The sequence below is a fragment of the Leucobacter komagatae genome (genome assembly GCF_006716085.1).
Taxonomy (GTDB): domain Bacteria; phylum Actinomycetota; class Actinomycetes; order Actinomycetales; family Microbacteriaceae; genus Leucobacter; species Leucobacter komagatae.
Genome location: NZ_VFON01000001.1, coordinates 2,005,126 through 2,027,257 on the forward strand (window position 1 = coordinate 2,005,126; position 22,132 = coordinate 2,027,257).

Consider the following 22,132-nt stretch of genomic DNA (forward strand, 5'->3'; position numbering starts at 1 on the left):
TGTCATAGCAACCCCGCAAGTTCGGCTTGGACTTTGAATGCAGGGACCTGCTCGACAACTTCGTAGAAGCTGCCGCATCCCAAAATCTTGCCGCCATCCAGGTAACACACCTGGTCGTAATCACGAATCGTTGAGAGACGGTGGGCGACAGTAATGAACGTCACCTCGCCCTGAAGGCTGCGCATTGACTCGGTGACACGGGCCTCGGTTTCGGTATCGAGGGCACTCGTCGCCTCGTCCATGACCATAATCAAGGGGTCTGAGTAGAGGGCGCGTGCGATACCCATGCGTTGCTGCTGGCCGCCTGAGATGGACGAGCCTCGCTCACCGATCTTGGCTTCGATTCCGCCGTCCCTTCTGACGAGCTCGCCCAGGTGTGCGCGGTTCAGAGACTCAATGACGCGCTGCGGCTCGTAGTCAGAGCCCCAGGTAAGAGCGACGTTTTGGGCAATGGTCGCGTCGAACAGCGCTACGCGCTGCGGCACGTACCCCACTCGGCTGCGCCACTGCTTCAAGACATCGTCAAGAGGAGCGCCGTCGAGCTTAATGCTTCCACTGGTGGGCGTGCTCAGGCCGAGCAGCAGATCGATCAACGTCGACTTCCCGGCGCCAGAAGGCCCAACAATGGCGAGCGTCGACCCAAACGGCAGCTCGATAGAAATGCCATCGAGCACGTTGCGGTCGGCACCCGGGTAGCGGAAGGTGACATCGCGAAGCTCCAGACACTCAAGCTCACCAGGCAGGGCAGCCTTGTCTTCAACAACGACTTCCTCGCCCTGAGACTCTGCAAAGCGAAGCTCGCGAATCACATCCTTGGCGTAGACCTCGTTCGCTGCGGAGGACGTTACAGCGCCCTGAAGCGCGTTCATCGCCGGAATCATACGGAAGCCAGAGGCCGCGAAAAGCGAAACCGCAACGATCGCTGCCGAGCCACCACCCATGAGGTATGCCGCACCACCGATCAGGATGAAGCCGCCGATGAGCGAAGCCTCAAACGCATACTTGGGCACGATGTTGAGGAACGACATGTTCGCTCGCGCCCGCGTTGCCACAACACGCGTGTCCGAGATAACCTCGCCGATCTCTCCGAGCTTGTCGCGAAGGGTGACTTCCTTGAGAGCATCAATCATCTCGGTCATGATCGTTGCGACGCGATAGCCGTACACACGGTTGTGCGTGCCCGCGAGCTTCGACTTTCGAGCGACGACGAGCAGCATCATGATCGAAATAAATGACAGGTACACGAGCGCGATCAGCGCGGTCAACGGCTGCGCGATCACCAGTACGAGCAAGACCGAAACGAATGTCAGCGCGTTGCCCGGAACCTGCGAAATCGGCAGGATAAAGCCGAGGTTCGTATTCGCCATGGATGAATCCACGATACGAGTAACCTCGGCCGTGCTCATCTGCGATCGCTTCTCCCAATCGGAGCGCATGTACGACCGGAAGAGCGTATTGCCCACCTGCAACTCGTACTTCGCGAAGCGACGGGTTGCAATCCAATGCAGCGAAACCGCAAAGACGCCCTTCAAGATGAACAGCGCGCAGATCACAACAACCACCCAGACCGTTGCCGATTCCGGCAGCTCTCCCAGCAGCGGGATCGTTACAGGCTTGCCCGATACGAGCGGTGTGATCACCAGCATGATGAGACCAAGGGCCGCAGTATCGAGCAACGCGAGCAAGCTCGTCACGATGGAGTACCAGATGTAGAAGGGCTTAGCACCCTTCGGGAGTACATTGAAGAGCTCCTTAAGGGTGATCCAAATGCTCTTCACTATCGAGTCCTCAGTTTAGTCGGAGTATCAATAATCGCGCCGAGCGCACGCTCTGCGACGCTGGACAACGACACGTTCTGCTGAGCCCACAACGAAATCTCATCCGTGTGGCTCTGGGTGACAGCGAACTGCTGCACGAGCGCAGCACGAACGGCGTCAACCTCGTGTTCAACTCCAATGCCGAGCACCGGGTTCTCGCTGAGCACCGCGCGCGCGGGGCCGGGACCGGCGTAGATGACCGGGGTACCGGATCCCCAAGATGCAAACATCTTGGTCGGGAACGCAAAGTCATATCCGCTACCGGGGGCAATACTCGCGAGGCTCACTGCGGCCCCGCGCAGCCATGCCGCGGCTTGTTCTGGCGGCACTGAATCCACGAACCGGACCGGAGCGCCGAGCTCATCAGCGAGTTGCTTCAGTGAGCTCCATGCGCTGCCCTGACCGAGGAACACGAGCTTCGCATCACCGAAGTCGCCCTCAGCGAAGGCGCGGATAAACACGTCGGCGCCTTGCCACTCCGAAGCAGTGCCGGTGTAAACCGCGAACGTGCCTTCGCCGAGCTCAGTTCCGCCGGGCGCGAAGACCCTGGTGTTTACGCCGTTTCCGATCGTTACCACGTGGGCCTTCGGAGCGATTTCACGAATCCTGTCAGCGACACCATCGTTCACAGCGAGCACCACGTGAGCACCCGTGAACGCGAATCGTTCCATCGCTCGCACGGTCTTCACTACGAAACCGGGAGCCCCTGTCGAAGCGGAGGCATCTGACCAGATGTCGGCTCCATAGTAGGCGTACGGGGTACGGCGAAGCGCAGCCCCGAGTCGGGCAAATACGCCGGTTGTGGGAGGCGGCTCCACAACCAGCATGTCCCGCTTTCGCCCAAACAGGATACGAAAGAACAGCGGGATATCGAAGCTCATGTACTGGACATAGCCGCGAACGTACCCCGCTGAGTCACGTAGCACCGGGAGGCGCCGCACCCTGTACGGCCGAGCTTCGTCGTTGCTGTGCTGGCCAGCGACTGGCTTTACGGTCAGCACTTCGACGTCGTGCCGGCTCGCTGAAATAGTTTCAGCGAGCGCGGCGAGACGGAAGGAGGCGGCACTCGGCTCCGGTTCGAAGATTCGAGTGAGGATCGCGAAGCGCACGCGCTACCTCAGCAGGCGCTAGGCGCCTGCGGTCACTGCTGCAGCAACCGCGTTCACGATGCGTTCAAGGTCACCCGCGGTCAGCGACGGGTGCACCGGAAGGGAAAGTACCTCGGAGGCAGCCTTCTCGGTCGCGGGCAGCTCAAGGCCTGGGGCGAAGTGCTGCAGTGAAGGAAGTCGGTGGTTGGGAATGGGGTAGTACACACCCGAACCTACGCCGTGCTCTTCCTTCAGCGCGGTCTGGATACGCGCACGCTCAGCGGCATCAACGCGAATCGTGTACTGGTGGTAGACGTGAACTGCGCCGGGGGCCACTGTCGGGACGACAACACCGTCGAGTCCCTCGAGGCCCGCGGTCAGGACTGCAGCGTTCGCCTTGCGGATCTCAGTCCATGCGTTCACCTTCGTGAGCTGGACGCGGCCGATCGCAGCGTGGATGTCAGTCATGCGCGCGTTGAAGCCGATGACCTCATTCTCGTACTGCTTTTCCATTCCCTGGTTGCGAAGCACGCGAACGTTGCGAGCGATCTCGTCGGTGGCGCAGGTGACCATGCCGCCCTCGCCCGAGGTCATGTTCTTGGTCGGGTACAGGCTGAACATGGCGAAGTCGCCGATGGTACCGACGTTGCGTCCGTTCCAGCTCGCTCCGTGCGCCTGCGCAGCATCCTCGTAGATTGCGAGGCCGTGCTCCTTGGCAATTGCCTCGATCTGGTCGACGAGGAAGGGGTGACCGTAAAGGTGCACGGGCATGATGCCCTTGGTGCGCGGGGTGATAGCCGCACGCACGGCTTCAGGGTCGAGCGTGAAGTAGGTGGGCTCGATGTCCACGAACACCGGCGTTGCACCGGCGAGCGCAACGGAGTTACCGGTCGCCGCGAAGGTGAACGAGGGAACGATGACCTCGTCGTCCGGCTTCACGCCTGCCGCAAGCAGACCGAGGTGCTGACCACTGGTGCCCGAGTTCACGGCGACGGCCGTGCGGCCTGCGACGAAGTGATCGCCGAACTCGCGCTCGAATGCCGCAACCTCTGGGCCTTGAGCGATCATGCCGGAGCGCAGCACGCGGTCGACAGCAGCGCGCTCTTCGTCGCCAATAATGGGTTTTGCAGCAGGGATGAACTCAGTAGTCATGAACTCTGGCCTCTTCCAGTAATAGTCAAGATGTTACGAGGATAGCGCGGTTCTCTGCTATCCCCTCTCGGACTAGGCCGCTACACCCTCAGTCGATCACCGATTTTCTATGCGATCCAGCAGTTCACGCATGGCCTGAGACGAGACAGAAGCCACCGCGTGCTCTCGTACCCATTTCTGCCCCCGAGCTGCCTGAGCACTGAGATCAGCAGCGTCTGCGAGTAACAACTCGCGAAGCTTTCGCTCGACTTCAAAGTGCTGCGTGACCACCCAGGCCTCATTCGAGCCTCGAGGCAAATCGGGTTCGATGTTTTCGTCAGCACTCGTGAGCATGACTGCTCCCGCGGCCATTGCTTCGACTCCGAACACACCGGGAACGTACGCGTAGAACTGGTTCAGCACGATGTGAGCCCGCTCAAGCTCTGCCTGAACCTGCTCATGAGACGCGCCGGTGAGCTCAACGTATTCGAACTCGAGCCCCTCAGCACGGAGCGAATCGACCGCAGCGCGAACCAGCGGGGTGCCCTTCAGAATCGGTGATGAGGGCGCGTGCAGCACCACGCGGGGGCTGCCCGAGTCGAACTTGCTCAGATCTGAGCCAACGTCTTCGTCGGGGAAGAAGTACCGGAACGGTTCCGTTCCCTGTGGCAAATAACCGGCTTGGTCGACAGAGGCGGTGACGATCGCATCGGCATATTGCACCGCTCGATCGGCGGTAACTTTGAGCACGCGTTCGTGTTCACGGCCACCCGCTGATCCTGCGGTGGCGCTGAGATAGGTTGCAATGTTCGGGCGGCCGGTGCGCTCTTCGATTTCACGCATGACCTCTGGTGAGCGAATATCGCTTCCCGTAAACATGACTACGAGGTGACGCCCTCGCTCCGTGATGAAACGAAACTCGAATTCGCGGAAGTCATCCTGCGCCCCGAGAAAAGCATTCTGCCCGAGGTAGATGATTCCCGCGTGATTCGCGACGAGCTCGCCGAAAAGCTTGGCTCGCTTCAGTGACGGGAACAGGCTCCCCTGGGTGAGTCCAACGAGGTCGTAGTCGTAGGCATTTGCGTAGAACGGGTGCGGCGCGTTCATCGCCGATGAGACTCCTGGAACGCCACTGGCGATCGAGTGCACCATGTTTGCGATCTCGGCGGGGCCGACGACCCACTTTCCCGTCGGACCGGCGGAGGCCCGACGAGTCGCAGCCCGAAACGCAGCTTTCGCCACGAATCTTTGGCTGAATCCGTCGAGCCGTCGCCGAACCTTGTTCAACACAGCGTGATTAGCCCTGGCTTGCCAGTACCTCGCCGAGCGTCTCGCACACCGATGCGATCTCGGCTTCGGTGAGCTGGGGGTAAAGCGGCAGCGTGAGCGCCGAGCTGTGGGCGCGCGTCGCCTGCGGCAGCTCTTCATCAGCGATACCGAAACGCTCACTAAAGTAGGGCTGGAGGTGCATCGAGTAGGTACCAAGCGTAGTTTCAATACCGCGCTCACGCATCGCGTCGATGACTGCGTTGCGGTCGTACTTCGCGTCGAGCAGCACGACGTAAGACTGGTAGGTGTGCGTGGTCTCGGCGGGCACGGTCGGCGTCTGCACGCCCTGAACGCCAGCCAGGAGACGGTTGTAAACGCCAGCCAATTCCTGTCGCTTTGCGACGAGGTCGCGCAGCTTGCCCATCTGCACTACACCGATGGCACCGAGCACATCGCTCAGGCGGTAGTTGTACCCCGCCTCGACGAACGACATGAAGTGCGAGCCGCGAACTGCGCCGTGGGTGCGCAGCACCGCAATACGCTCGGCCATTTCGGCGTTCTGCGTGGAGACCAGACCGCCCTCACCCGTGGTGATGATCTTGCGCGGGTGGAACGAGAACACGCCAGCGGTACCAAGCGAGCCTGCTTCGCGACCCTTGAAGGTGCCGCCAAGAGCGCACGCCGCATCCTCGATAACCGGCAGGTTGTGGCGCGCGGCGATCTCGTTGATCGCATCCATGTCCGCGGGCAGACCAAAGGCGTGCACGGGCATGATCGCCGCAGTCTTCTCGGTGATCTTGCTCTCGATCAGCGCGGGGTTCATGTTGAAAGTCGCAAGGTTAATGTCCACGAAGACCGGAATAGCGCCCTGCTGAATTACCGCATTTGCGGTCGCGGGGAAGCTGAAGTCAGGCACGATCACTTCGTCGCCGGGCTCAACGCCCGCGGCACGAAGCGCGAGGTGAATACCGGTGGTAGCGGAGCTCGTCGCGAACGCGTGCTCAACGCCCACGTGCTCAGCAACGAGGCGCTCAAACTCGGCGACCTTCGGCCCCTGAGTCAGGTAACCCGACTCGAGCACCTCCGCAATGGAAGCGAGTTCTTCGCTGCCAAGATCCGGAACGTTGAGCCTCATCCGAGCACCTTCTCGTAGAAGGCGATCGTCTCGGCGAGCGCGTCCTGGTTAAGAACCTCAGGCTGATCGTTGAAGAAGCCTTTGAGCTTCGTCACGTCAGCCATGTGACGGCGAACGTCGCCCGGACGCTCTGCAATGTGCTCGACCGGGTGGTTCGACTTGCCCATGATCTCAAGCATCTTGGTGACGAGCGTGTTGATCGAGGTGCCGACACCGGTCGCGACGTTGAGTTCCTTGCCGCGGCACTCAGGGTTATCGTGAATCTGGACCGCGAAACGTGCCGTGTCGCGGACGAAGGTGAAGTCGCGCGACTGCTCACCATCACCGTGGATCAGGATCGGCTCACCGTCGAGCACACGCTGCACGACGATCGGGATGATGCCTGCGTATGAACCGGGGTTCTGTCGGGGGCCGTAGTTATTGAACGGGCGCACGATTGTGGCGTCAATGCCAAAAGTGCTCACGAACGAACGGATGATGTGGTCTTCCGCCGACTTTGCCGCCGCGTAAGGGGTGAGCGCGTCATGCGGGTGGTCTTCGTCCATGGGAACGTAACGACCCGAACCGTACGCTTCCGAGCTGGAGAAGTGCACGAGACGCTCGATCGAGCCGCGACGAGCGATCTCGCAGAAAGCGCTGGTGATGCCGATGTTGGTCTGCATCGTGAAGTGGGGGTAGGCGAGCGAGGTCGGGAGCGGAATCGTCGCGAGATCGAAGACGGTCTCAATACCGTGCTGGTCGACGACGTCCTGCATGGCCGAGAGGTTCGAAGCGTCAAGGCGAACGACCTCAAGATCTGCGCTGGTCTTCTTGGCATCATCGAGGTTATGTTCGTTGCCCAGGAAGAAGTTGTCGACGACAACGACCTTGCTGGCCCCCTCATTGATCAACTGGTCAACCAGGTGACTTCCAATAAACCCGGCACCGCCAGTAACGAGCACAGAGCGTGACCGAATCGACATGTAAGCTTCCTCTCAGCTGGACTACGATCCATCCGCGGGAGCATCTAGATCTGCCGCGCGAACTCGACCCACCCTACCACCGGCGAGTTCAGAGGAGCACTGTGAACGAGACTGAGGCGCACGGCGGATTGCCTGCGAACCCCTACCATCCGCACGCTTGGATTCTCGGCGAGCCCGAGATCGCTCCGGGGTGCTGGATTGGCGCATTCACCGTAATCGATGGCAGCGGCGGACTCACCATCGGCCAGGACTGCAACATTAGCGCCGGCGCACACATCTACACCCATTCGACGGTGGCGCGATGCGTGTCGGAGGGTGAAGCCCCCATCGAGCGACGATCGGTTGTGATTGGCCGCAACGTCTATATTGGCGCTCAGGCTGTCGTGCTCATGGGCGCCGAGATCGGTGACCACTCGGCGATCGCGGCTGGCGCAGTCGTCAAAGAAGGAACAATCGCCCCGCCCTACAGCCTGCTCCGAGGAGTCCCAGCTGTTGTTGTAGAGGGCGGGGCAAAAAAGTTCTTGCCTGAGGCTAGCTCCGAGTAACGGTTCCGTTGGCGTACGTCAGTGTTCCGTTCTGGAACTTCTGGGTCGTAACGCCACCGGCCGTCGTCTGCTCGGAAGTCGGGTATCCGAGCGTGCCGTAGATGCCTCCTGCAACCTGGTTGTAGTAGGTGTAGATCGGTCCCTCCGGGAGCATCACCGTCGTGTTGGTTTTACTCTCCGTGGTGATGAGGCCCCTCGCGAAGAACTGCAGAGTTCCGCCGCCGTTAGCGGTGTATGCCTTCTGGTCTCCAGCGGGCGCTCCGAGCACGCTTGTCTCAGCCCCCGCGGCGAGATACCTGTTGAGGGCTGGCTGCGAGAAGTCTCGAACCGGACCGCCCTTGTACGAGCGAAGCGTGCCCTCCTGGAAAGCTTGGATCTTTGCGCCGCTGCTGTCGGTCGTTTCATCAGCAGTTGGGAGTCCGAGCGAACCGTAAATTCCACCTGCCTTGCCGTTGTAGTGCTGGTACAACGAGCTCGAGTACAGCATGGCTCCGGCGGTGCCGTCTTTCTGGGACTCCACGATGATGCCCTTGTCGAAGAAGCTGAGCCAAGCGCCGCCAGCAACTTCATACTTTCGGGTCCCGCCCGCCGGCGCGCCGAGGCTGGTAGCGTTCTCCCTGTAGTTGTCGCTCGTGGCGTATGGGAGCGCTAGAGTTACTCCCCGGGCGTCGGCTGTAATCCTGCCGTTCTGAAAGCTCTGAGAACGGGTACCCCCAGCGCCGACGACCTCATCTCCAATTGGCCACCCGAGCCAACCATAGATTCCGCCTTCGTTCGAGTTATAACGTTGGAAGATTACGCCATTCGTCCGCATACCTGTCGCGGTGTCGGCACTCGCCCCAGAAAAGAGAATGCCGTTGCGGAAGACCTGCAGAGTCCCCCCGCCGTTCGCGGAATAGACAATCGGGTTCGCGACCGGGTATCCGTACCCGCCGTAGACTCCACCTGCGGCCTGTGAGTTGTAATACGCGTATATGCCGCCCGAGACAGACGAAGTTTTCGAGGTCCGATGCTCGGCGACGATGACACCACGCTCAAACTGCGTTAGCGTAGCTCCACCGTCCGCCACAAGCACGACCGATGCACCTGTGGGCTTTCCCAGAGGCGTCCCCTGCGTATTGGCGACCGTCTCTGCGATCCATGCTTCTCCGCTAACCTCCACGACTGCACCTGACCCCTTGCGGTAGAGATATCCCCGTTCGAATTCCTGGATAAAGGAACCATCGCCAAGCGTACGCTCACTGCCTACGGGAAACCCCAGTCGCCCGTAAATTCCGCCCGATTTGGAGTTGTAGTGCGAATAGAACGGTCCGGCAACGAAGACCGGTGACGGTGCGCCTGAAACCTGGGTGATGACGCCACCCTGGAATTGCTGCAGTTTGCCGCCCCTGTAGCTTTTCAAGGCTCCCAGCGGGTACCCAAGCTCCCCATAGATTCCGCCCGCTGAGTTGTTATAAAGATCGTAAACTGGTCCGTAGTTCACACTACTGACGGTGTCTTCGCGCTTGGCGACAATAACAAGACCGCCTTGAAAAAACTGCAACGTGGCACCACCGTTTGGCGCGTACGCAGTCGCTTCCGATACAGGAGCTCCGAGCTCACCTCTAATGCCACCGGCTTCAGAATTGTAGTAGTTAAAGACGTGGCCAAATGGGATGCCGACTGTTTTGCCCGTGTTCAACTCGGTTGAGATGATGCCGCCTGAGAAGTACTGCAGCCAAACCCCCGCCGGATAGCGCGTCGTGTAGTAAGTGGAATGTCCAGTTGGACCACCGTAAACACCACTTGACTCACCATTCGCCCGCCAGTACGTAGCGATATCGCCAGACACACGGAATCCTCGCGTGGAACCAAACCACGACGTGTAGAAGTTGTAGAAGTTCCGATTTCCGTAACTTGAACAGGCGTCGCCTGTTCCCCAGCCAGCATTCAGGGCAGCCTGGTTGGGGCGGTATGGCGTGTAGATGTATAGGGCTGCCGTGGCCCAGTTCTGAATATTGACAGTTGAACCACCGCAACTGGCGTTAGGGTGCCACTGAATGTAGTTATTTTGAAACGGCTTGTAGCTGTAACTGTTTGGGAACGCTCGGTATACCTTGAGCTGCCAGGCAGCTCGATACACCTGTTGGAAGAAACCGCCGAGCTTTGGATCACAATTTGCCGTGCCGCCTGGCCCGCTGTCAGGGCACGCGTACCCCATGGCGCGAAAGTACTGCTCATTGTTTGGCCAGGGGTCGCTAATCAAACTCTGCTCTTTTTCAAGCGTGATCAAGAGGACCCGCTGACTGATGCCGCAGGCTTTCCCAACCTTTTGAATGATCTGCGCCGCCGTCTCGTTACCGCCCCCTATATAGGCCGAGCAATACGCATTTGAGGCTCGGCTCTGAGTTGGGGAAACAAGATCTTTGGTGCACTTCGAAGCCAGGGTCGTGCGAACTCCACCCCAAGTAACCGCTTTGCCGACTTCATATCCGGGCCGCCCAAGCCAGCACTGCGGCAGTCGCTGGTTTAGAAACGTCTGAACTTCAGAAGCCGTCATCGCGTTGCCGTCATAGAACAACTCATCATCGATGATGTTGGACGCGTCGAATCCGTCTGACGGGCCAGCTGCTGCGGCTGGTATAGGGCTCACTACGCCGAGCAGGACGCCAAAGGCGGCCATCGTTGCAATAGCGCAAAGCAACAGGTTCATGCGCGCGGCTCTCATTGGGCTCCCCTCGGACAGACTCTAACTCTCAAGCATAACTTCCATATTGCACGAGTGACAGGTTAGAGTGATCCTCAGCTGCGGGCGTATCCACGCTACGTCTGCCACAATGGACTCTATGAACGCTGGCCCCGCAAACAGCGCGCCAAGCGCGCATCGGAACTCTGACGTATGGGTCGTCATCCCGCTCTACAACGAGGCGGAGGTCATCGGAGGCGTGATTCGGGGCCTGTTGACCGAGTTTCCCCATGTTGTATGCATTGATGACGGCTCAACTGACGGATCCGGCAGCATTGCGAGCTACGCTGGTGCACGATTGCTCAGGCACCCGATCAACTTAGGCCAGGGCGCCGCCCTCCAGACGGGATTTGAATTTGCACTCGAACAAGGGGCTCGTTACGTCGTCACCTTCGACGCCGACGGCCAGCACCGAGTGGAAGATGCTCTCGCTATGGTGGATCGCGCCCGAGCAGACAATCTCGCTATCGTGTTCGGATCACGATTCCTCGATGATCGCACTAAGCCTGGATTGCTCAAGAAGATTGTGCTGAAGACCGCCGTCTGGGTGACAAACATCACTACCCGAACAAAACTCACTGACGCACACAACGGGCTTCGTGTCATTCGTGATGACGCTCTCAGACAAGTCAAACTTCGTCAGGACAGGATGGCACACGGGACCGAGATCGTCGTTCAGCTCGGTAAGACAAAACTCCCGTTTGCAGAACAGCCCGTTGAAGTCCTGTACACAGACTATTCGAAGGCGAAGGGTCAGTCACTGTTGAACTCCGTCAACATTCTCGTCGACCTCATCATCAGGTAGGTGCGCATGCTCTTTCAGATTCTCCTCATCGCACTCGTCGTTACGAGCGTTGCGTTTGCGGTGCGCTCGCTCCCGGGCGAGAAGTCACTTGCTATCAAACGCATTGTCGCCATTCTCTTCGTTGTTGCCGCTGTCGCTGCAATTCTCTTCCCGCAACTCCTCTCGATGATTGCGAATTTTTTTGGCATCGGTCGGGGCGCAGACCTTCTGCTGTACCTTTCGGTCGTTGCCGCGCTCGTCTTTGCAGTGATGACTGTCCGGGCGAAGGCTCGGAGCGATGCCCGTGTCACAGATTTGGCGCGTGCCGTCGCCCTTATGGAAGCACGCCTCACCGAACGTGACGATTCGAAGGACGGCTAGTGTCTGACTGGTTTCAGGCTTTTCCAGCGGTTGTAGCCGCACTCGCGCTGGTGACGCTTCCGGGCCTTCCGGTCGCATGGCTACTCCGGCTTCGCGGTCTAACACTCGTCGCCGGATCCGTAGCAGCTTCGATCGCCAGCATCGCTCTTGCTTCGATAGGAGCCCCGGCGCTTGGGGTTTCATGGGGGATTCTGCCTATTGCTGCCGTAGCCGTGGCCTTGGCACTGGCTGGCCTTCCGTTTTACTTCATTACCAGCCACGTGAAGCCTCCCTCCACTCTGCTTACCCTGCGCTCATCGCTCTGGGTCGCCGTGGCAGTGATCCTTGCGGGGCTGCTCATCGGGGTGGAAATCGTTCAGGCTATCGGCTCGCCCGAGAACATCTCTCAGACGTATGACGGAGTCTTCCATGTCAACGCGGTAGCCGAGATTCTCCTTACGGGCGACCCCTCACCCTTCCACATGGATCTCTCCTCCCCGGGGACAAACGGAGCCTTCTACCCCACGTTGTGGCATTCCGCGGTGGCGCTTGTTGCGCAGATCGTTGGTGCGAGCGTGCCTGTTGCAACAAACGCCGTCGCGCTCGTTACGTCTTCCTGGATCTGGCCCGTTGGTATTCTCTTTTTCAGTCGCCCCTTCTTTGTCAAACGGCCGGCCCACCTCATTCTTGGAGCCGTGCTGGCAGCGAACTTCACCGCGTTTCCTTACCTCCTCCTTGCGTGGGGAGTTCTCTACCCGAATCTCCTGTCTACTGCGCTCATCCCGTTTGCGCTTGGATTCATCTATCCCGCTTTGCGGCACCGCCAAACGCACTCGCAAGCCCCGCTCGTCTCCCTTTGGATCGCAGCGGTTGGCGCGGTTGGCGCTGCCACGCTGGCTCATCCAAATGCACTCTTTGGTATCGCTGCGTTCACCGTACCAATGCTGCTTGTGACCGCAAACGATGTACGGAAGCTCAGCCTGAGCCGCTTACAAAAGAGTCTTCGGCTCGGAACAATTATCGCCGTCATTACCTTGTACGTGATCATCTGGTCGCGGGTACGGACCGGGGACAACAAGCGAGAGTTCGGCAACAGTGTCGGTCAAGCGTTCGTGAACGGCATCTCGAACGCTCAGATGCTCGATACGCGCGCCTGGTTCTTAACAGTGCTCGTCGCAGGTGGGGTCGCAGTACTGCTAGTCACACGTCGACACCGGTGGTTGATTCTTTCCTACGGCGTTGCCCTTGGGCTTTTTGTCGTCGCTAGCGGCCTAAGCGGCTCCGTTCGAGACGCCATTACAGGCGCCTGGTACAACGACGCGCACAGGCTCGCCGCACTGCTGCCCATCGGAGCGATTCCGCTTGCAGCGGTCGCGTGCGCGAAGTTGCTTGACTACGTCACAGCTGGGCTGAAGAACGTCGATCCAGAGAGGGTCTCGGAGCGAGCTCGCAAATACCTCCCCGCTGTCGGGGCCGTAGTAGTATTTGCACTGATCCTCACCGGGGCTCGTGGACAAGGCTTGGCTCTTCAAACGCGCTGGATACAAGATCTCCATAACCCGGCTGGGATGCTTCTTTCAGAGGATGAACGCACACTTCTTGAACGGCTGCCGGACGAAGTGCCAGCGGACGCCCTCATTGCTGGGGATCCTTGGACTGGGACTGGCCTCGCGCTCGCGATCGCCCAGCGCGAAGTGCTGTTTGCTCATCTGAACGGGAACTACAGTATCTCCTCGGGTGAGTTGGCGGCGGAGTTCTCGATGCTTGGTGAGGCTGCGTGCCCGCTCGTTCGGGAGCTCGGAGTAAGTTACATGCTGGACTTCGGCGATGAGCGATACAGCATCGGTGAAGACGAGCTCTATAAGAAGTACTCTGGCCTCAGCGATATCGCGCAGTCACCCGTGGTCACGGAGATTGATCGCGAAGGAGACGCAGCTCTCTACCGCGTCGACTGCGACTAGAAGAAAGGTCTGCAGCCCGGAGGGAATCTGGGCGGCAGGCCTCAGTTGCAGCAGCGTCTAGTCGTCGAGCTGGTACGCCTCTGACTCCAGATAGGCGACGGCCTCTTCGATCGGCCCATCAAACCGGAGTTTGCCGCGCTTGATGACTATGCCGCGCGAGCACAGCTGACGCACCATCTCCATGTCGTGACTCACAACAACCATTGTCTTGCGTTCTGCGATCATCTCTTCGAACTTGAGCTTGCACTTCTCGCGGAACGGTGCGTCGCCAACTGACAGAATCTCGTCGACCAGCAAGATATCGAGACGCACGTGAATCGCCACGGAGAAGGCGAGCCTCATGAACATACCCGACGAATAGTGTTTGACCTCTTGGTCAAGAAACTCACGGATCTCGGCAAAGTCAACGATCTGCTCAAAGATTGCGTCGATCTCAGCCTTCTGCATACCGAGGATTGCGGCGTTGAGGTACACGTTCTCACGCCCGGTCAGGTCGGGGTGGAAGCCCGCTCCCACTTCGATAAGGCCAGCCACGTGCCCACGCGTGAGCACTTTGCCTGTGTCGGGGCGGAGCACGCCAGACATCAGCTTAAGCAGCGTCGACTTGCCGGAGCCGTTGTACCCCATGATGGCAACGGACTCACCCTCAGGGACGACGAAGCTCATGTCGGAGAGCGCCGTAAAGTCTGAGGTCAGCTGCTTCCGCTTGGTCCACGCAATGAACGTTTCCTTCATCGAGTGGGTGTGCTTCAAGCTGAACCGCTTTGTGACCGCGTCAACGATTACGGCAGGCCGGTGATCAATGCTCTTCATATCCGTACTCACTTAGAGGGCCTGCGCAAACTTCGGCTCGAGAGCGCGGAACACGCTCTGCCCGACAACCAAGACGACGACCGAGATAAGCAGCGCAATACCTGCGTAGCTCCACAGGCCCGCTGGGAATTCTGACTCAAACGCACCGTCAGTCACGGGCGCCCAGAAGCCATAGTGAAACAACTGCACGACGCTCGTGAGCGGGTTGACCATGTAGATGTTCAGGAGCCACTCGGGTGCGACACGCGCAACCATCTTCCAGGAGTAGAGCACCGGGGAAGCCCAGGTCGCGAAAAGCAAGATGAGTTCGACAAAGTTCTGGGCATCCCGGAAGGGAACATTGACCGAGCCGAACAGCATCCCCAGGCCGAGGGTGAAAACGAGCAACGTAAGCAGGCCGAGCAGAATTGCTAGGAGCGACATTACGCTTGGCACCCACCCGAAGAATGCGCACACTACAAGTAGGACGCCCATCTGCGGCAGGAAGTGCACAAACGAAACGATGACCGCAGCGACGGGGAACAATTCCCGAGGCAGGAAGATCTTGCGCACAAGGTGCGCATTATCGACTAGCGTGCGGGTCCCGTTTGCAAACCCTTCGCTAAAGAAATTGACGACGATAATGCCCGAGAATAGGTACAGGGCAAAGTTATCGATGCCCTTGTTCATCTGCAGGAACATGCCAAGCACGACGTAAAAGATAGCGAACTGAGCCGCGGGGCGGACGTACGACCACAGCCAACCTAGCGCTGAGTTGCGGTAGCGAGTCGCTGTCTCTTTGCGCACGAGCAGGCGCAAAAGATACCGCCATCGGAAGACTTCAAGAAGCCCCTTCCCGCGCCCTGGCACGGCGTAGTCCGAGAGATCCAGTCCCTGCAGATCCGGGTTCACGAGCGACATTGAGTCCTCTCCGCAGTCAATAGTGCGCAGCAAACCTACGGCGCACATGGGTACGGCGGACGAGTCTACCAAACTCCCGGTTGGCGCAAGATACGATTGATCCGTACATTCCGCACTAACGCACCTGCGAAGGAGATCCATGAGCATCAGGATCGGAGTCATCGGCCTCGGGATGATGGGGCGCCACCACGCACGCGTCGCTCGGGAGGTCCGGGGATTCGAACTCGTAGCGGTTGCTGACGCTCTCGGGGACCCGCACGGCGTCGCGGGCCCACTCCCGCTCTATTCTTCGGTAGCGGATCTCATCGCGCACGGTATCGATGCGGCGGTTGTTGCCGTTCCGACGCATCTTCACGAAGAGGTCGGCGGACAGCTGGCCGCAGCAGGGATTCACGCGCTGATTGAGAAGCCAGTTGCGCACTCCCTCGAGGCTGGCGAGCGTCTCGTCGAAGCGTTCGAGTCACGCGGGCTCACCGGCGCCGTCGGACACATCGAGCGCTTCAACCCTGCGCTCATGAGCCTGCGCAAGCGGCTTGACAGTGGTGACCTCGGCGAGGTCTACCAGGTCCACACCCGACGCCAGGGGCCCTTCCCCGCCCGTATCGCCGACGTTGGGGTGATGAAGGATCTCGGCAGCCACGACGTCGACCTGACAGCGTGGCTTGCCCGCGCAGATTTCAAGCACGTATCTGCGCAGACGACGTTCCGCAGTGGGCGCGAGCATGAAGACATGGTCAGCATCTCGGCAAAGCTGAGCAACGGCGTGATGACGAACCACCTGGTGAATTGGCTTACCCCATTCAAAGAGCGACTCACCATCGTGACAGGTGAGCGTGGCGCGTTCGTTGCAGACACTCTGACTGGTGACCTCACGTTCTATGAGAACGGTACTGTGGCCACGGAGTGGGAGGCAGTCACATCGTTCCGCGGTGTGAGCGAGGGCACTGTCACCAGATTCCAGCTCGAGAAGCGCGAACCGCTGAAGGTCGAGCACGAGGCGTTCCGCGACCGCATCCTTGGTAAGCCCTCCGAAGCGGTGACGCTGCGAGAGGGACTGCAAGTGTTGCGCGTCTGCGAGGCGGCCCTTGAAGCTGCTTCGACGGAGACCACCGTTCTCGTCTCAACCAAGGCCTAGCCCGTGGATGAACGCATCAGCCCGCTCGCCTTCGTTGGCCCCGGTGTTGAACTTGGCGCAGACGTCACTATTGGCCCAGGCGCCGTGATCCTTGGCCCCTGTGTGGTTGAAGACAATGCCTGGATCGGCGCCGGTGCTCAGATTGGCGCGCCGCCCGAGATGACGGACCAGGAACAGAATGCGGCTTGGGCAGGTGATATCGCTCATGCCGGCGTGCGTATAGGTTCGGGCGCGGTGATCCGCGAAGGCGCCGTGATTCACCAGGGAAGTTACCGCGAGACGTCCGTCGGCGCGGGGGCCTGGATACTCAACAGGGCCTACCTTGCACACGACGTGCTCATCGGGGAGGGCGCAACTGTGTCTGCCGGTGTGTCGATCGGGGGCCACTGTGTGATCGGGTCACGAGCCAACATCGGCATGAATGCTTCCGTGCACCAGCGTGTGTTTATCGGTTCAGGTTGCATGGTGGGGATGGGAACACCCGTTTCTCGAGATCTCCCCCCGCACGTCAAGGCCTACGGCTCCCCGCTCAGGATCCATGGCGTGAACACAATCGGGCTTGAGCGAAGGGGCACTGAAGCCATGGTCATCGACGCCATCGTGTCAGCGTATGCTTCGGGAGACCTTCTGCTAGAGACCCTCGATCTTTCGGGGATGCCAGCTGCGCTGGCTGACGAGATCACACAGTGGCGGGAGCGCGAGAACCGCAACCCGGCGTCACCCAGCTGGAACGAGGCATAGCATGACCGCAGCTCCACAGTTGCCGTTTGAACCGCAAAGCCCAGCTGAATTTCAGTCGCTAGTCGCTGGTCTCAACACCGCTCAGCGGCGCCAGCTCGACGCGGCGCTGAGCTACCACGCCCTGCTGCACCCCGGGGCACGTCTCCGTGTCAGCGTCACGGTCGGCGAGATTACGCAGATCCCGGCTCTGACTGATGCATCGACGCTCCCTGGAGGTAACGCCAAGGGAACGGCAGTGCTCGCGGAGCTGTCAGTGTTGAGCACGGCAACTGGCAGCCCAGCCGGTACGGAAGAAGTCGTGCGCACCGTTCGACTGGCGCACCCAGATGCATCTCCGGCCACCACTCGCCCACCCGAGCAGTTCTCAATTCCACGCCGCGTGTATCGCGAGCTCGAGAAACGCGGCCCCGTACTGCTTGACGATGTCCGCGAGTTCCTTATGAAGCGCCGCGAGCATCGATCGGCAGAGCCGATCGTGCGCTACTCGAGTGACCCGGAACAGTCAGTTCTCACTCGCGCGTTCGAGGACTGGGGTAAGAACCCGGCCGCGTCGCCGTCTGACGCGGCCCCCGCAGTACTTATCGGAATGCACTGGCTGCAGACCGGTGGTGCTGAGCGCTGGGCGGTTGAGTCCGTACAGATCGCGAAAGACGCTGGCTTCTTGCCGATCGTCATCACCGATCAGAACTCGGTTCACCCCTGGCTTGATCGGCCGGAGCTTGACGGCTGCGTCGTTATCACCTTGAGCTTCAACCACCACGAGCACCAGATAGACGTGGCGTTCGCTCACGCACTTCTCGAGAACTTCAACGTCCAGGGCATCGTACTGCACCACTCGCAGTATCTTTACCAGATGCTGCCCTGGATTACTCAGCACAGGCCCGACATTCGAGTGATGGATTCACTACACATCGTTGAGTACCTTGCGGGCGGCTATCCCGGTATATCAGTGCATTTCGACAAGTACATCGATACCCACCATGTAATCTCCCCGCAGCTCGTCGAGTGGCTCAGCGTGGTTCAGGGAGTCGACGAGAGCAAGATTGCCCTCGCTCCGCTCACTGCGTTGACTGTCGATTCCACGGGGACCTTCGCCCCACGGGACCGATCGAAACCCATCACTATCGCGTTCGTCGGCCGTCTGTCTCGGCAAAAACGACCCGACGTGTTTCTCGGGCTCGTGCGCAAACTGCGTAAGAACGGCACTCCGTTCCGTGCGATTCTGCACGGTGACGGCGAGATGCGGAGCATTGTCGATGGCCTTATCTCACAGTTCGGGCTTTCCGGTGTGATTGAACAGCGCTTTGAGGATACTCCCGTAGCAACAACGCTGGCGGAGAGCGACGTGCTTGTCGTCACCTCGATCAACGAGGGCATCACACTGACAACGTTCGAGGCAATCGCCGCAGGGATTCCCGTAATCTCGACGGATGTCGGGTCACAGCGAACGATCGTGGCCGGGCGCGAGCTGTTGCCTCGCCAGGCAAGACCGTTTATCAAGCAAGCGACCGAGCTCATTGCGCAATATGATGCTTCGGACGCGGCACGCGAAGCCGCCTGGAATTCGCAGCTCGCACGCGTCAAGGAATTCTCAGCGCTCCCGTCAGCGCATCACTGGATGAAGGAGCTCTTCAAATCATGGCAGGTGTAGCCGCAGTTATCGTGACGTTCAACCGTCTCGAGAAACTCAAGAAGGTCATTGCTGCGGTCGAGTCGCAGTCGTTGGCGCCGTCCCACCTCGTGATCGTGGACAATGCCTCGACAGACGGAACAGGCGAGTTCCTCGCGCAGCTCACGTCGACTCTGCCCCTCGAAATCGTGTCTCTCGATACCAACACGGGCGGAGCAGGCGGATTCTCTTCCGGTATGCGCCGGGGGTACGAGCTCGGAGACGACTTCGTCTGGATCATGGACGACGACGGCTACCCCGAGGCGTCGGCACTCGAAAAGCTTGTCAGCGGGTTGGACGACGCCGTAGGCGAGCTCGGGCCCAAGGTCCCGTTTGCGTGCTCTGTCGTTGTTTTCACCGACGGCAACATCTGCGAGATGAACAATCCCGTCCCAACGTGGGACTGGGGACGTCTCCTCGTCAAGGGGCAACAGTCGGTCATGGTAAGCCAGTGCTCGTTTGTCTCGGTGCTCGTCCCGCGATGGGTACTCGAAGAGCACGGCCTGCCGTACAAGGAGTACTTCATCTGGTTTGATGACGCCGAGTACACCATCCGTATCTCTCGCGACACCCCAGGCATCCAGGTCCTCGACAGCATCACCGTGCACGACATGGGCGAGAACAGGGGCGTCAACTGGGGCATGGTCGACGAGAAGAACGCATGGAAGTTCGGGTACGGTGCCCGAAATCAGGCTTCCTACCAGTGGCATCACCGCTCAAAGCCACACTTCTTGATGTTTGCTGCACAGGTCGTGCTCGGGATGCGACGTGGGGGCGTTGACAAGAAGCTTCGCCGACAGATGCGCGGGAAGCTGTGGGAGGGTATCCGGTTCAACCCTCAGATTGACCGAGTGAAGTAGGGCGTTGGGGCGGCAAAGCCGCTCCCTTCCCAACTCTTTGTCAGCACGCTTCTTCGCGACGGCTCATTGATCTCGTGCAACTAGACTTGCCGGGTCTATGTTTGCAGTCAAGAAGATTCAGCAGTTCCCCGCGCCGCCCGCTCCGGCAGAGCCGTACCGCCACGACATCGACGGGTTACGCGCTGTCGCCATTCTCCTGGTCGTTACCTACCATGTCTGGGTCGGTCGGGTGTCCGGTGGGGTCGATGCTTTCTTAATGATTTCGGCGTTTTTCCTCACCGGATCCTTCGTCCGCCGACTCGAGCGTGGCAAACCACTCGGTATCGCGCGGCAATGGGTGCGAACGTTCAAACGCCTGCTGCCCCCTGCTGCGGTTGTCTTGCTTGCAACACTCATCACGGGTTTCTTCCTGTTCCCTGGCAGCAGACTTCCCGACCTGTTCAAAGAAATTGGCGCTTCGCTGTTCTATTCAGAAAACTGGTTGTTGGCGTTCAACTCGACCGACTACTACGCTGACAAGGCCTCGGCGAGCCCCGTCCAGCATTTCTGGTCGCTCTCCGTTCAAGGGCAAGTGTTCTTGCTCTGGCCTTTGCTGTTTCTCCTTATTGGCTTCGTCTCAAGTCGCACACGGATGAGCATCCGCGGCTCGGCAACAGCGGCTTTTGGCACTGTGTTCCTTGCTTCGTTCGCTTACTCAGTCATCACGACACAGACTCGTCAAGAGTTCGCGTACTTCGATACAGGGGCACGCTTGTGGGAGTTTGCAGCGGGGGCGCTGCTCGCCGTGGCAATCCCAATGATCCGCGTGCCGCGTTGGGCACGCGGGGCCCTGGGCTGGGTCGGCATCACCGCCCTGGTGACCTGTGGCATGCTCCTCGATGTCCAGGGCGGCTTTCCCGGGTATCTTGCGCTCTGGCCTGTTCTGAGCGTCGCTGCGATCATCGTGGCAGGCACCGGCGGAGAGAAGCCACCGTTTGTCACCAGGGCACTCGCTACGAAGCCAGTGATCTCGATCGGGCGAGACGCGTATGCCCTCTATCTCGTGCACTGGCCCATTCTCATCTTCTCGCTTCAGTTGAAGCGCGGTGTGGCGCTCACCGTGTTCGAAGGGCTCGCGGTGATTCTGCTCTCCATGCTCCTTGCACGGGGCCTCACTTGGCTGGTGGATGATCGCTTGCGTTATGCAGCATGGACGAACAAGAACATCTGGCGCGGCGTAGTGGTCATCACCGCTTCACTGTTGCTTGTCGCAGGCCCAACCGCGACACTGCATTGGTCACTGCAGCAACACGAGCGGTCACTGAGGGCGGAGCTAGCTTCGATGGACCCTGCCGCCACCCATCCAGGGGCCGCTGCTCTCGACGCCGAAGCCAATGCAATCGTTCCCGACCGGGTCCCTCCCATCCCCTTCGCGGGAGAACTCGATGGGGAGTGGGGTGCTCTCCCCGAGCGCTGTGAAGACCAATTCGCGATGTCTTTTGAGGAACACGGCACCGCATGTTCGTACCTTCCGGTGGAAGAACCGAACCTGACCGTTGCTGTGATCGGCGACTCTCACGCAGAGCAGTGGCTCGCCCCAATCGAGGAGATCGCGTTGGCTCACAACTGGCTGACCTATTCGTTCTTGCGAGGGGGCTGCGCGCTGGCGCTCATCGACGCCGAGTCGTCGAGTGACCCCGGGCACTCGGCGTCCTGCAATGCATGGCTGAGCGATGTTCTCTCCGAAATCGAAACCCTCGAACCAGACCTCATCATTTCGGTCGGCACGCGGTCCCCAGTCGCAAACGAGGGCGAAGCAACAGACTACGGCGAAACCGAGCATGTGCCAGACGGGATGGAGACCGCACTTGAGACCATGCAACAGAACGGCACCCCGGTAGTCCTCATCAGAGATAACCCGCGTTTCTCATTCAATGCATACGAATGCGCTGACGCCCTCGCCGACGGCGACCGTACGATTGCTACGACAGTCGGCGCGAACCAAGACTGCGGTGTATCGCGCGGCAAGGCTCTTGCGCAAGAGAATCCAGCCGATGTGCTGGCACAACCAGGCATCGCCACGGTTGATATGACGGATCTGCTGTGCAATGCTGACAGCTGCCCAGCCATCATCGGCAACGTGTTCGTGTACCTTGACGACAACCACCTGACGAGTACCTACGCGGCGACGATGGCGCCCGCGCTTGAGCCGCGCTTGCTCGAGGCCGCCCATCGGGCGATGTCCTGGGAGTAAGCGG

The 22,132-nt window shown here is 59.9% G+C and carries 19 protein-coding genes; 9 read left to right on the forward strand and 10 right to left on the reverse strand.

Features of this window, described 5'->3' with window-relative positions; translation table 11 throughout:
- Positions 1–2 precede the first annotated feature (2 nt).
- The 6 genes from FB468_RS09110 to FB468_RS09135 form a co-directional block, all read right to left on the reverse strand.
- On the reverse strand, positions 3–1,778 hold the full coding sequence (locus FB468_RS09110; protein WP_141887064.1) for an ABC transporter ATP-binding protein: 1,776 nt from the start codon (positions 1,776–1,778) through the stop codon (positions 3–5).
- Positions 1,778–2,926 (reverse strand): glycosyltransferase, encoded by a 1,149-nt coding sequence (locus FB468_RS09115; RefSeq protein ID WP_141887065.1) that lies wholly within the window; start codon positions 2,924–2,926, stop codon positions 1,778–1,780. The genes FB468_RS09110 and FB468_RS09115 overlap by 1 nt, the downstream gene beginning before the upstream one ends.
- An 18-nt stretch (positions 2,927–2,944) precedes the next feature.
- Positions 2,945–4,057: a DegT/DnrJ/EryC1/StrS family aminotransferase gene (locus tag FB468_RS09120; protein WP_141887066.1), complete on the reverse strand. Its 1,113-nt coding sequence runs from the start codon at positions 4,055–4,057 to the stop codon at positions 2,945–2,947.
- 96 nt (positions 4,058–4,153) lie between these two features.
- Positions 4,154–5,278 (reverse strand): glycosyltransferase, encoded by a 1,125-nt coding sequence (locus tag FB468_RS09125; RefSeq protein ID WP_141887067.1) that lies wholly within the window; start codon positions 5,276–5,278, stop codon positions 4,154–4,156.
- A gap of 55 nt (positions 5,279–5,333) precedes the next feature.
- Complete coding sequence (locus FB468_RS09130) at positions 5,334–6,440, reverse strand: DegT/DnrJ/EryC1/StrS family aminotransferase (RefSeq protein ID WP_141887068.1); 1,107 nt, start codon at positions 6,438–6,440, stop codon at positions 5,334–5,336.
- Positions 6,437–7,402: a dTDP-glucose 4,6-dehydratase gene (locus tag FB468_RS09135; RefSeq protein WP_141887069.1), complete on the reverse strand. Its 966-nt coding sequence runs from the start codon at positions 7,400–7,402 to the stop codon at positions 6,437–6,439. The genes FB468_RS09130 and FB468_RS09135 overlap by 4 nt, the downstream gene beginning before the upstream one ends.
- Positions 7,403–7,503: 101 nt before the next feature.
- On the opposite strand from FB468_RS09135, the gene FB468_RS09140 reads away from it, so the two are divergent.
- Positions 7,504–7,947: an acyltransferase gene (locus tag FB468_RS09140; RefSeq protein WP_141887070.1), complete on the forward strand. Its 444-nt coding sequence runs from the start codon at positions 7,504–7,506 to the stop codon at positions 7,945–7,947.
- Here the strand turns inward: FB468_RS09140 and FB468_RS09145 are convergent.
- A complete protein-coding gene (locus tag FB468_RS09145; protein WP_141887071.1) occupies positions 7,934–10,639 on the reverse strand; it encodes an LGFP repeat-containing protein in 2,706 nt (901 codons plus the stop codon). The genes FB468_RS09140 and FB468_RS09145 overlap by 14 nt on opposite strands.
- Before the next feature lie 124 nt (positions 10,640–10,763).
- On the opposite strand from FB468_RS09145, the gene FB468_RS09150 reads away from it, so the two are divergent.
- Genes FB468_RS09150 through FB468_RS09160 form a run of 3 tightly spaced genes read left to right on the forward strand, consistent with a single transcriptional unit; the run spans position 10,764 to position 13,777 of the window.
- Positions 10,764–11,477 (forward strand): glycosyltransferase family 2 protein, encoded by a 714-nt coding sequence (locus tag FB468_RS09150; RefSeq protein ID WP_170219691.1) that lies wholly within the window; start codon positions 10,764–10,766, stop codon positions 11,475–11,477.
- A gap of 6 nt (positions 11,478–11,483) precedes the next feature.
- Positions 11,484–11,837: a DUF2304 domain-containing protein gene (locus FB468_RS09155; RefSeq protein WP_141887073.1), complete on the forward strand. Its 354-nt coding sequence runs from the start codon at positions 11,484–11,486 to the stop codon at positions 11,835–11,837.
- Complete coding sequence (locus tag FB468_RS09160) at positions 11,837–13,777, forward strand: DUF6541 family protein (RefSeq protein ID WP_141887074.1); 1,941 nt, start codon at positions 11,837–11,839, stop codon at positions 13,775–13,777. Before FB468_RS09155 ends, FB468_RS09160 begins: the two co-directional genes overlap by 1 nt.
- A gap of 57 nt (positions 13,778–13,834) precedes the next feature.
- Here the strand turns inward: FB468_RS09160 and FB468_RS09165 are convergent, their stop codons facing one another.
- Positions 13,835–14,590: an ABC transporter ATP-binding protein gene (locus FB468_RS09165; RefSeq protein WP_141887075.1), complete on the reverse strand. Its 756-nt coding sequence runs from the start codon at positions 14,588–14,590 to the stop codon at positions 13,835–13,837.
- 12 nt (positions 14,591–14,602) lie between these two features.
- The gene (locus FB468_RS09170; RefSeq protein ID WP_141887076.1) at positions 14,603–15,490 is read right to left on the reverse strand and encodes an ABC transporter permease; all 888 of its coding nucleotides are present in this window, start codon (positions 15,488–15,490) and stop codon (positions 14,603–14,605) included.
- A gap of 139 nt (positions 15,491–15,629) precedes the next feature.
- Between FB468_RS09170 and FB468_RS09175 the strand changes: the two genes are divergently transcribed.
- Positions 15,630–16,625, forward strand: coding sequence for a Gfo/Idh/MocA family protein (locus FB468_RS09175; protein ID WP_141887077.1), 996 nt, complete (start codon positions 15,630–15,632; stop codon positions 16,623–16,625).
- On the opposite strand, the gene FB468_RS17610 is transcribed toward FB468_RS09175, so the two are convergent.
- Entirely contained in the window at positions 16,611–16,832 is a 222-nt protein-coding gene (locus tag FB468_RS17610; protein ID WP_342777247.1) for a hypothetical protein, read from the reverse strand. The genes FB468_RS09175 and FB468_RS17610 overlap by 15 nt on opposite strands.
- 27 nt (positions 16,833–16,859) lie before the next feature.
- Between FB468_RS17610 and FB468_RS09180 the strand changes: the two genes are divergently transcribed.
- The 4 genes from FB468_RS09180 to FB468_RS09195 all read left to right on the forward strand — a co-directional run bounded on the left by FB468_RS09180 (position 16,860) and on the right by FB468_RS09195 (position 22,128).
- On the forward strand, positions 16,860–17,366 hold the full coding sequence (locus tag FB468_RS09180) for an LbetaH domain-containing protein (protein ID WP_246055954.1): 507 nt from the start codon (positions 16,860–16,862) through the stop codon (positions 17,364–17,366).
- 1 nt (position 17,367) lies between these two features.
- Positions 17,368–19,017 carry a glycosyltransferase gene (locus FB468_RS09185; RefSeq protein WP_141887079.1) on the forward strand — a complete coding sequence of 550 codons (1,650 nt, stop codon included), beginning with the start codon at positions 17,368–17,370 and terminating at the stop codon, positions 19,015–19,017.
- Positions 19,005–19,895, forward strand: a complete 891-nt coding sequence (locus tag FB468_RS09190; protein ID WP_141887080.1) for a glycosyltransferase family 2 protein — start codon at positions 19,005–19,007, stop codon at positions 19,893–19,895. The genes FB468_RS09185 and FB468_RS09190 overlap by 13 nt, the downstream gene beginning before the upstream one ends.
- Before the next feature lie 97 nt (positions 19,896–19,992).
- A complete protein-coding gene (locus tag FB468_RS09195) occupies positions 19,993–22,128 on the forward strand; it encodes an acyltransferase family protein (protein ID WP_141887081.1) in 2,136 nt (711 codons plus the stop codon).
- Positions 22,129–22,132: the final 4 nt, after the last annotated feature.

Bases quoted from the DNA above. Each gene is read 5' to 3' on its own strand.
- FB468_RS09135 (WP_141887069.1), bottom strand. From the start codon at position 7,402: ATGTCGATTCGGTCACGCTCTGTGCTCGTTACTGGCGGTGCCGGGTTT.
- FB468_RS09145 (WP_141887071.1), bottom strand. From the start codon at position 10,639: ATGAACCTGTTGCTTTGCGCTATTGCAACGATGGCCGCCTTTGGCGTC.
- FB468_RS09175 (WP_141887077.1), top strand. From the start codon at position 15,630: ATGAGCATCAGGATCGGAGTCATCGGCCTCGGGATGATGGGGCGCCAC.
- FB468_RS09150 (WP_170219691.1), top strand. From the start codon at position 10,764: ATGGACTCTATGAACGCTGGCCCCGCAAACAGCGCGCCAAGCGCGCAT.
- FB468_RS09185 (WP_141887079.1), top strand. From the start codon at position 17,368: ATGACCGCAGCTCCACAGTTGCCGTTTGAACCGCAAAGCCCAGCTGAA.
- FB468_RS09120 (WP_141887066.1), bottom strand. From the start codon at position 4,057: ATGACTACTGAGTTCATCCCTGCTGCAAAACCCATTATTGGCGACGAA.
- FB468_RS09195 (WP_141887081.1), top strand. From the start codon at position 19,993: ATGTTTGCAGTCAAGAAGATTCAGCAGTTCCCCGCGCCGCCCGCTCCG.
- FB468_RS09155 (WP_141887073.1), top strand. From the start codon at position 11,484: ATGCTCTTTCAGATTCTCCTCATCGCACTCGTCGTTACGAGCGTTGCG.
- FB468_RS09190 (WP_141887080.1), top strand. From the start codon at position 19,005: ATGGCAGGTGTAGCCGCAGTTATCGTGACGTTCAACCGTCTCGAGAAA.
- FB468_RS17610 (WP_342777247.1), bottom strand. From the start codon at position 16,832: ATGAGCGATATCACCTGCCCAAGCCGCATTCTGTTCCTGGTCCGTCAT.
- FB468_RS09170 (WP_141887076.1), bottom strand. From the start codon at position 15,490: ATGTCGCTCGTGAACCCGGATCTGCAGGGACTGGATCTCTCGGACTAC.
- FB468_RS09165 (WP_141887075.1), bottom strand. From the start codon at position 14,590: ATGAAGAGCATTGATCACCGGCCTGCCGTAATCGTTGACGCGGTCACA.
- FB468_RS09130 (WP_141887068.1), bottom strand. From the start codon at position 6,440: ATGAGGCTCAACGTTCCGGATCTTGGCAGCGAAGAACTCGCTTCCATT.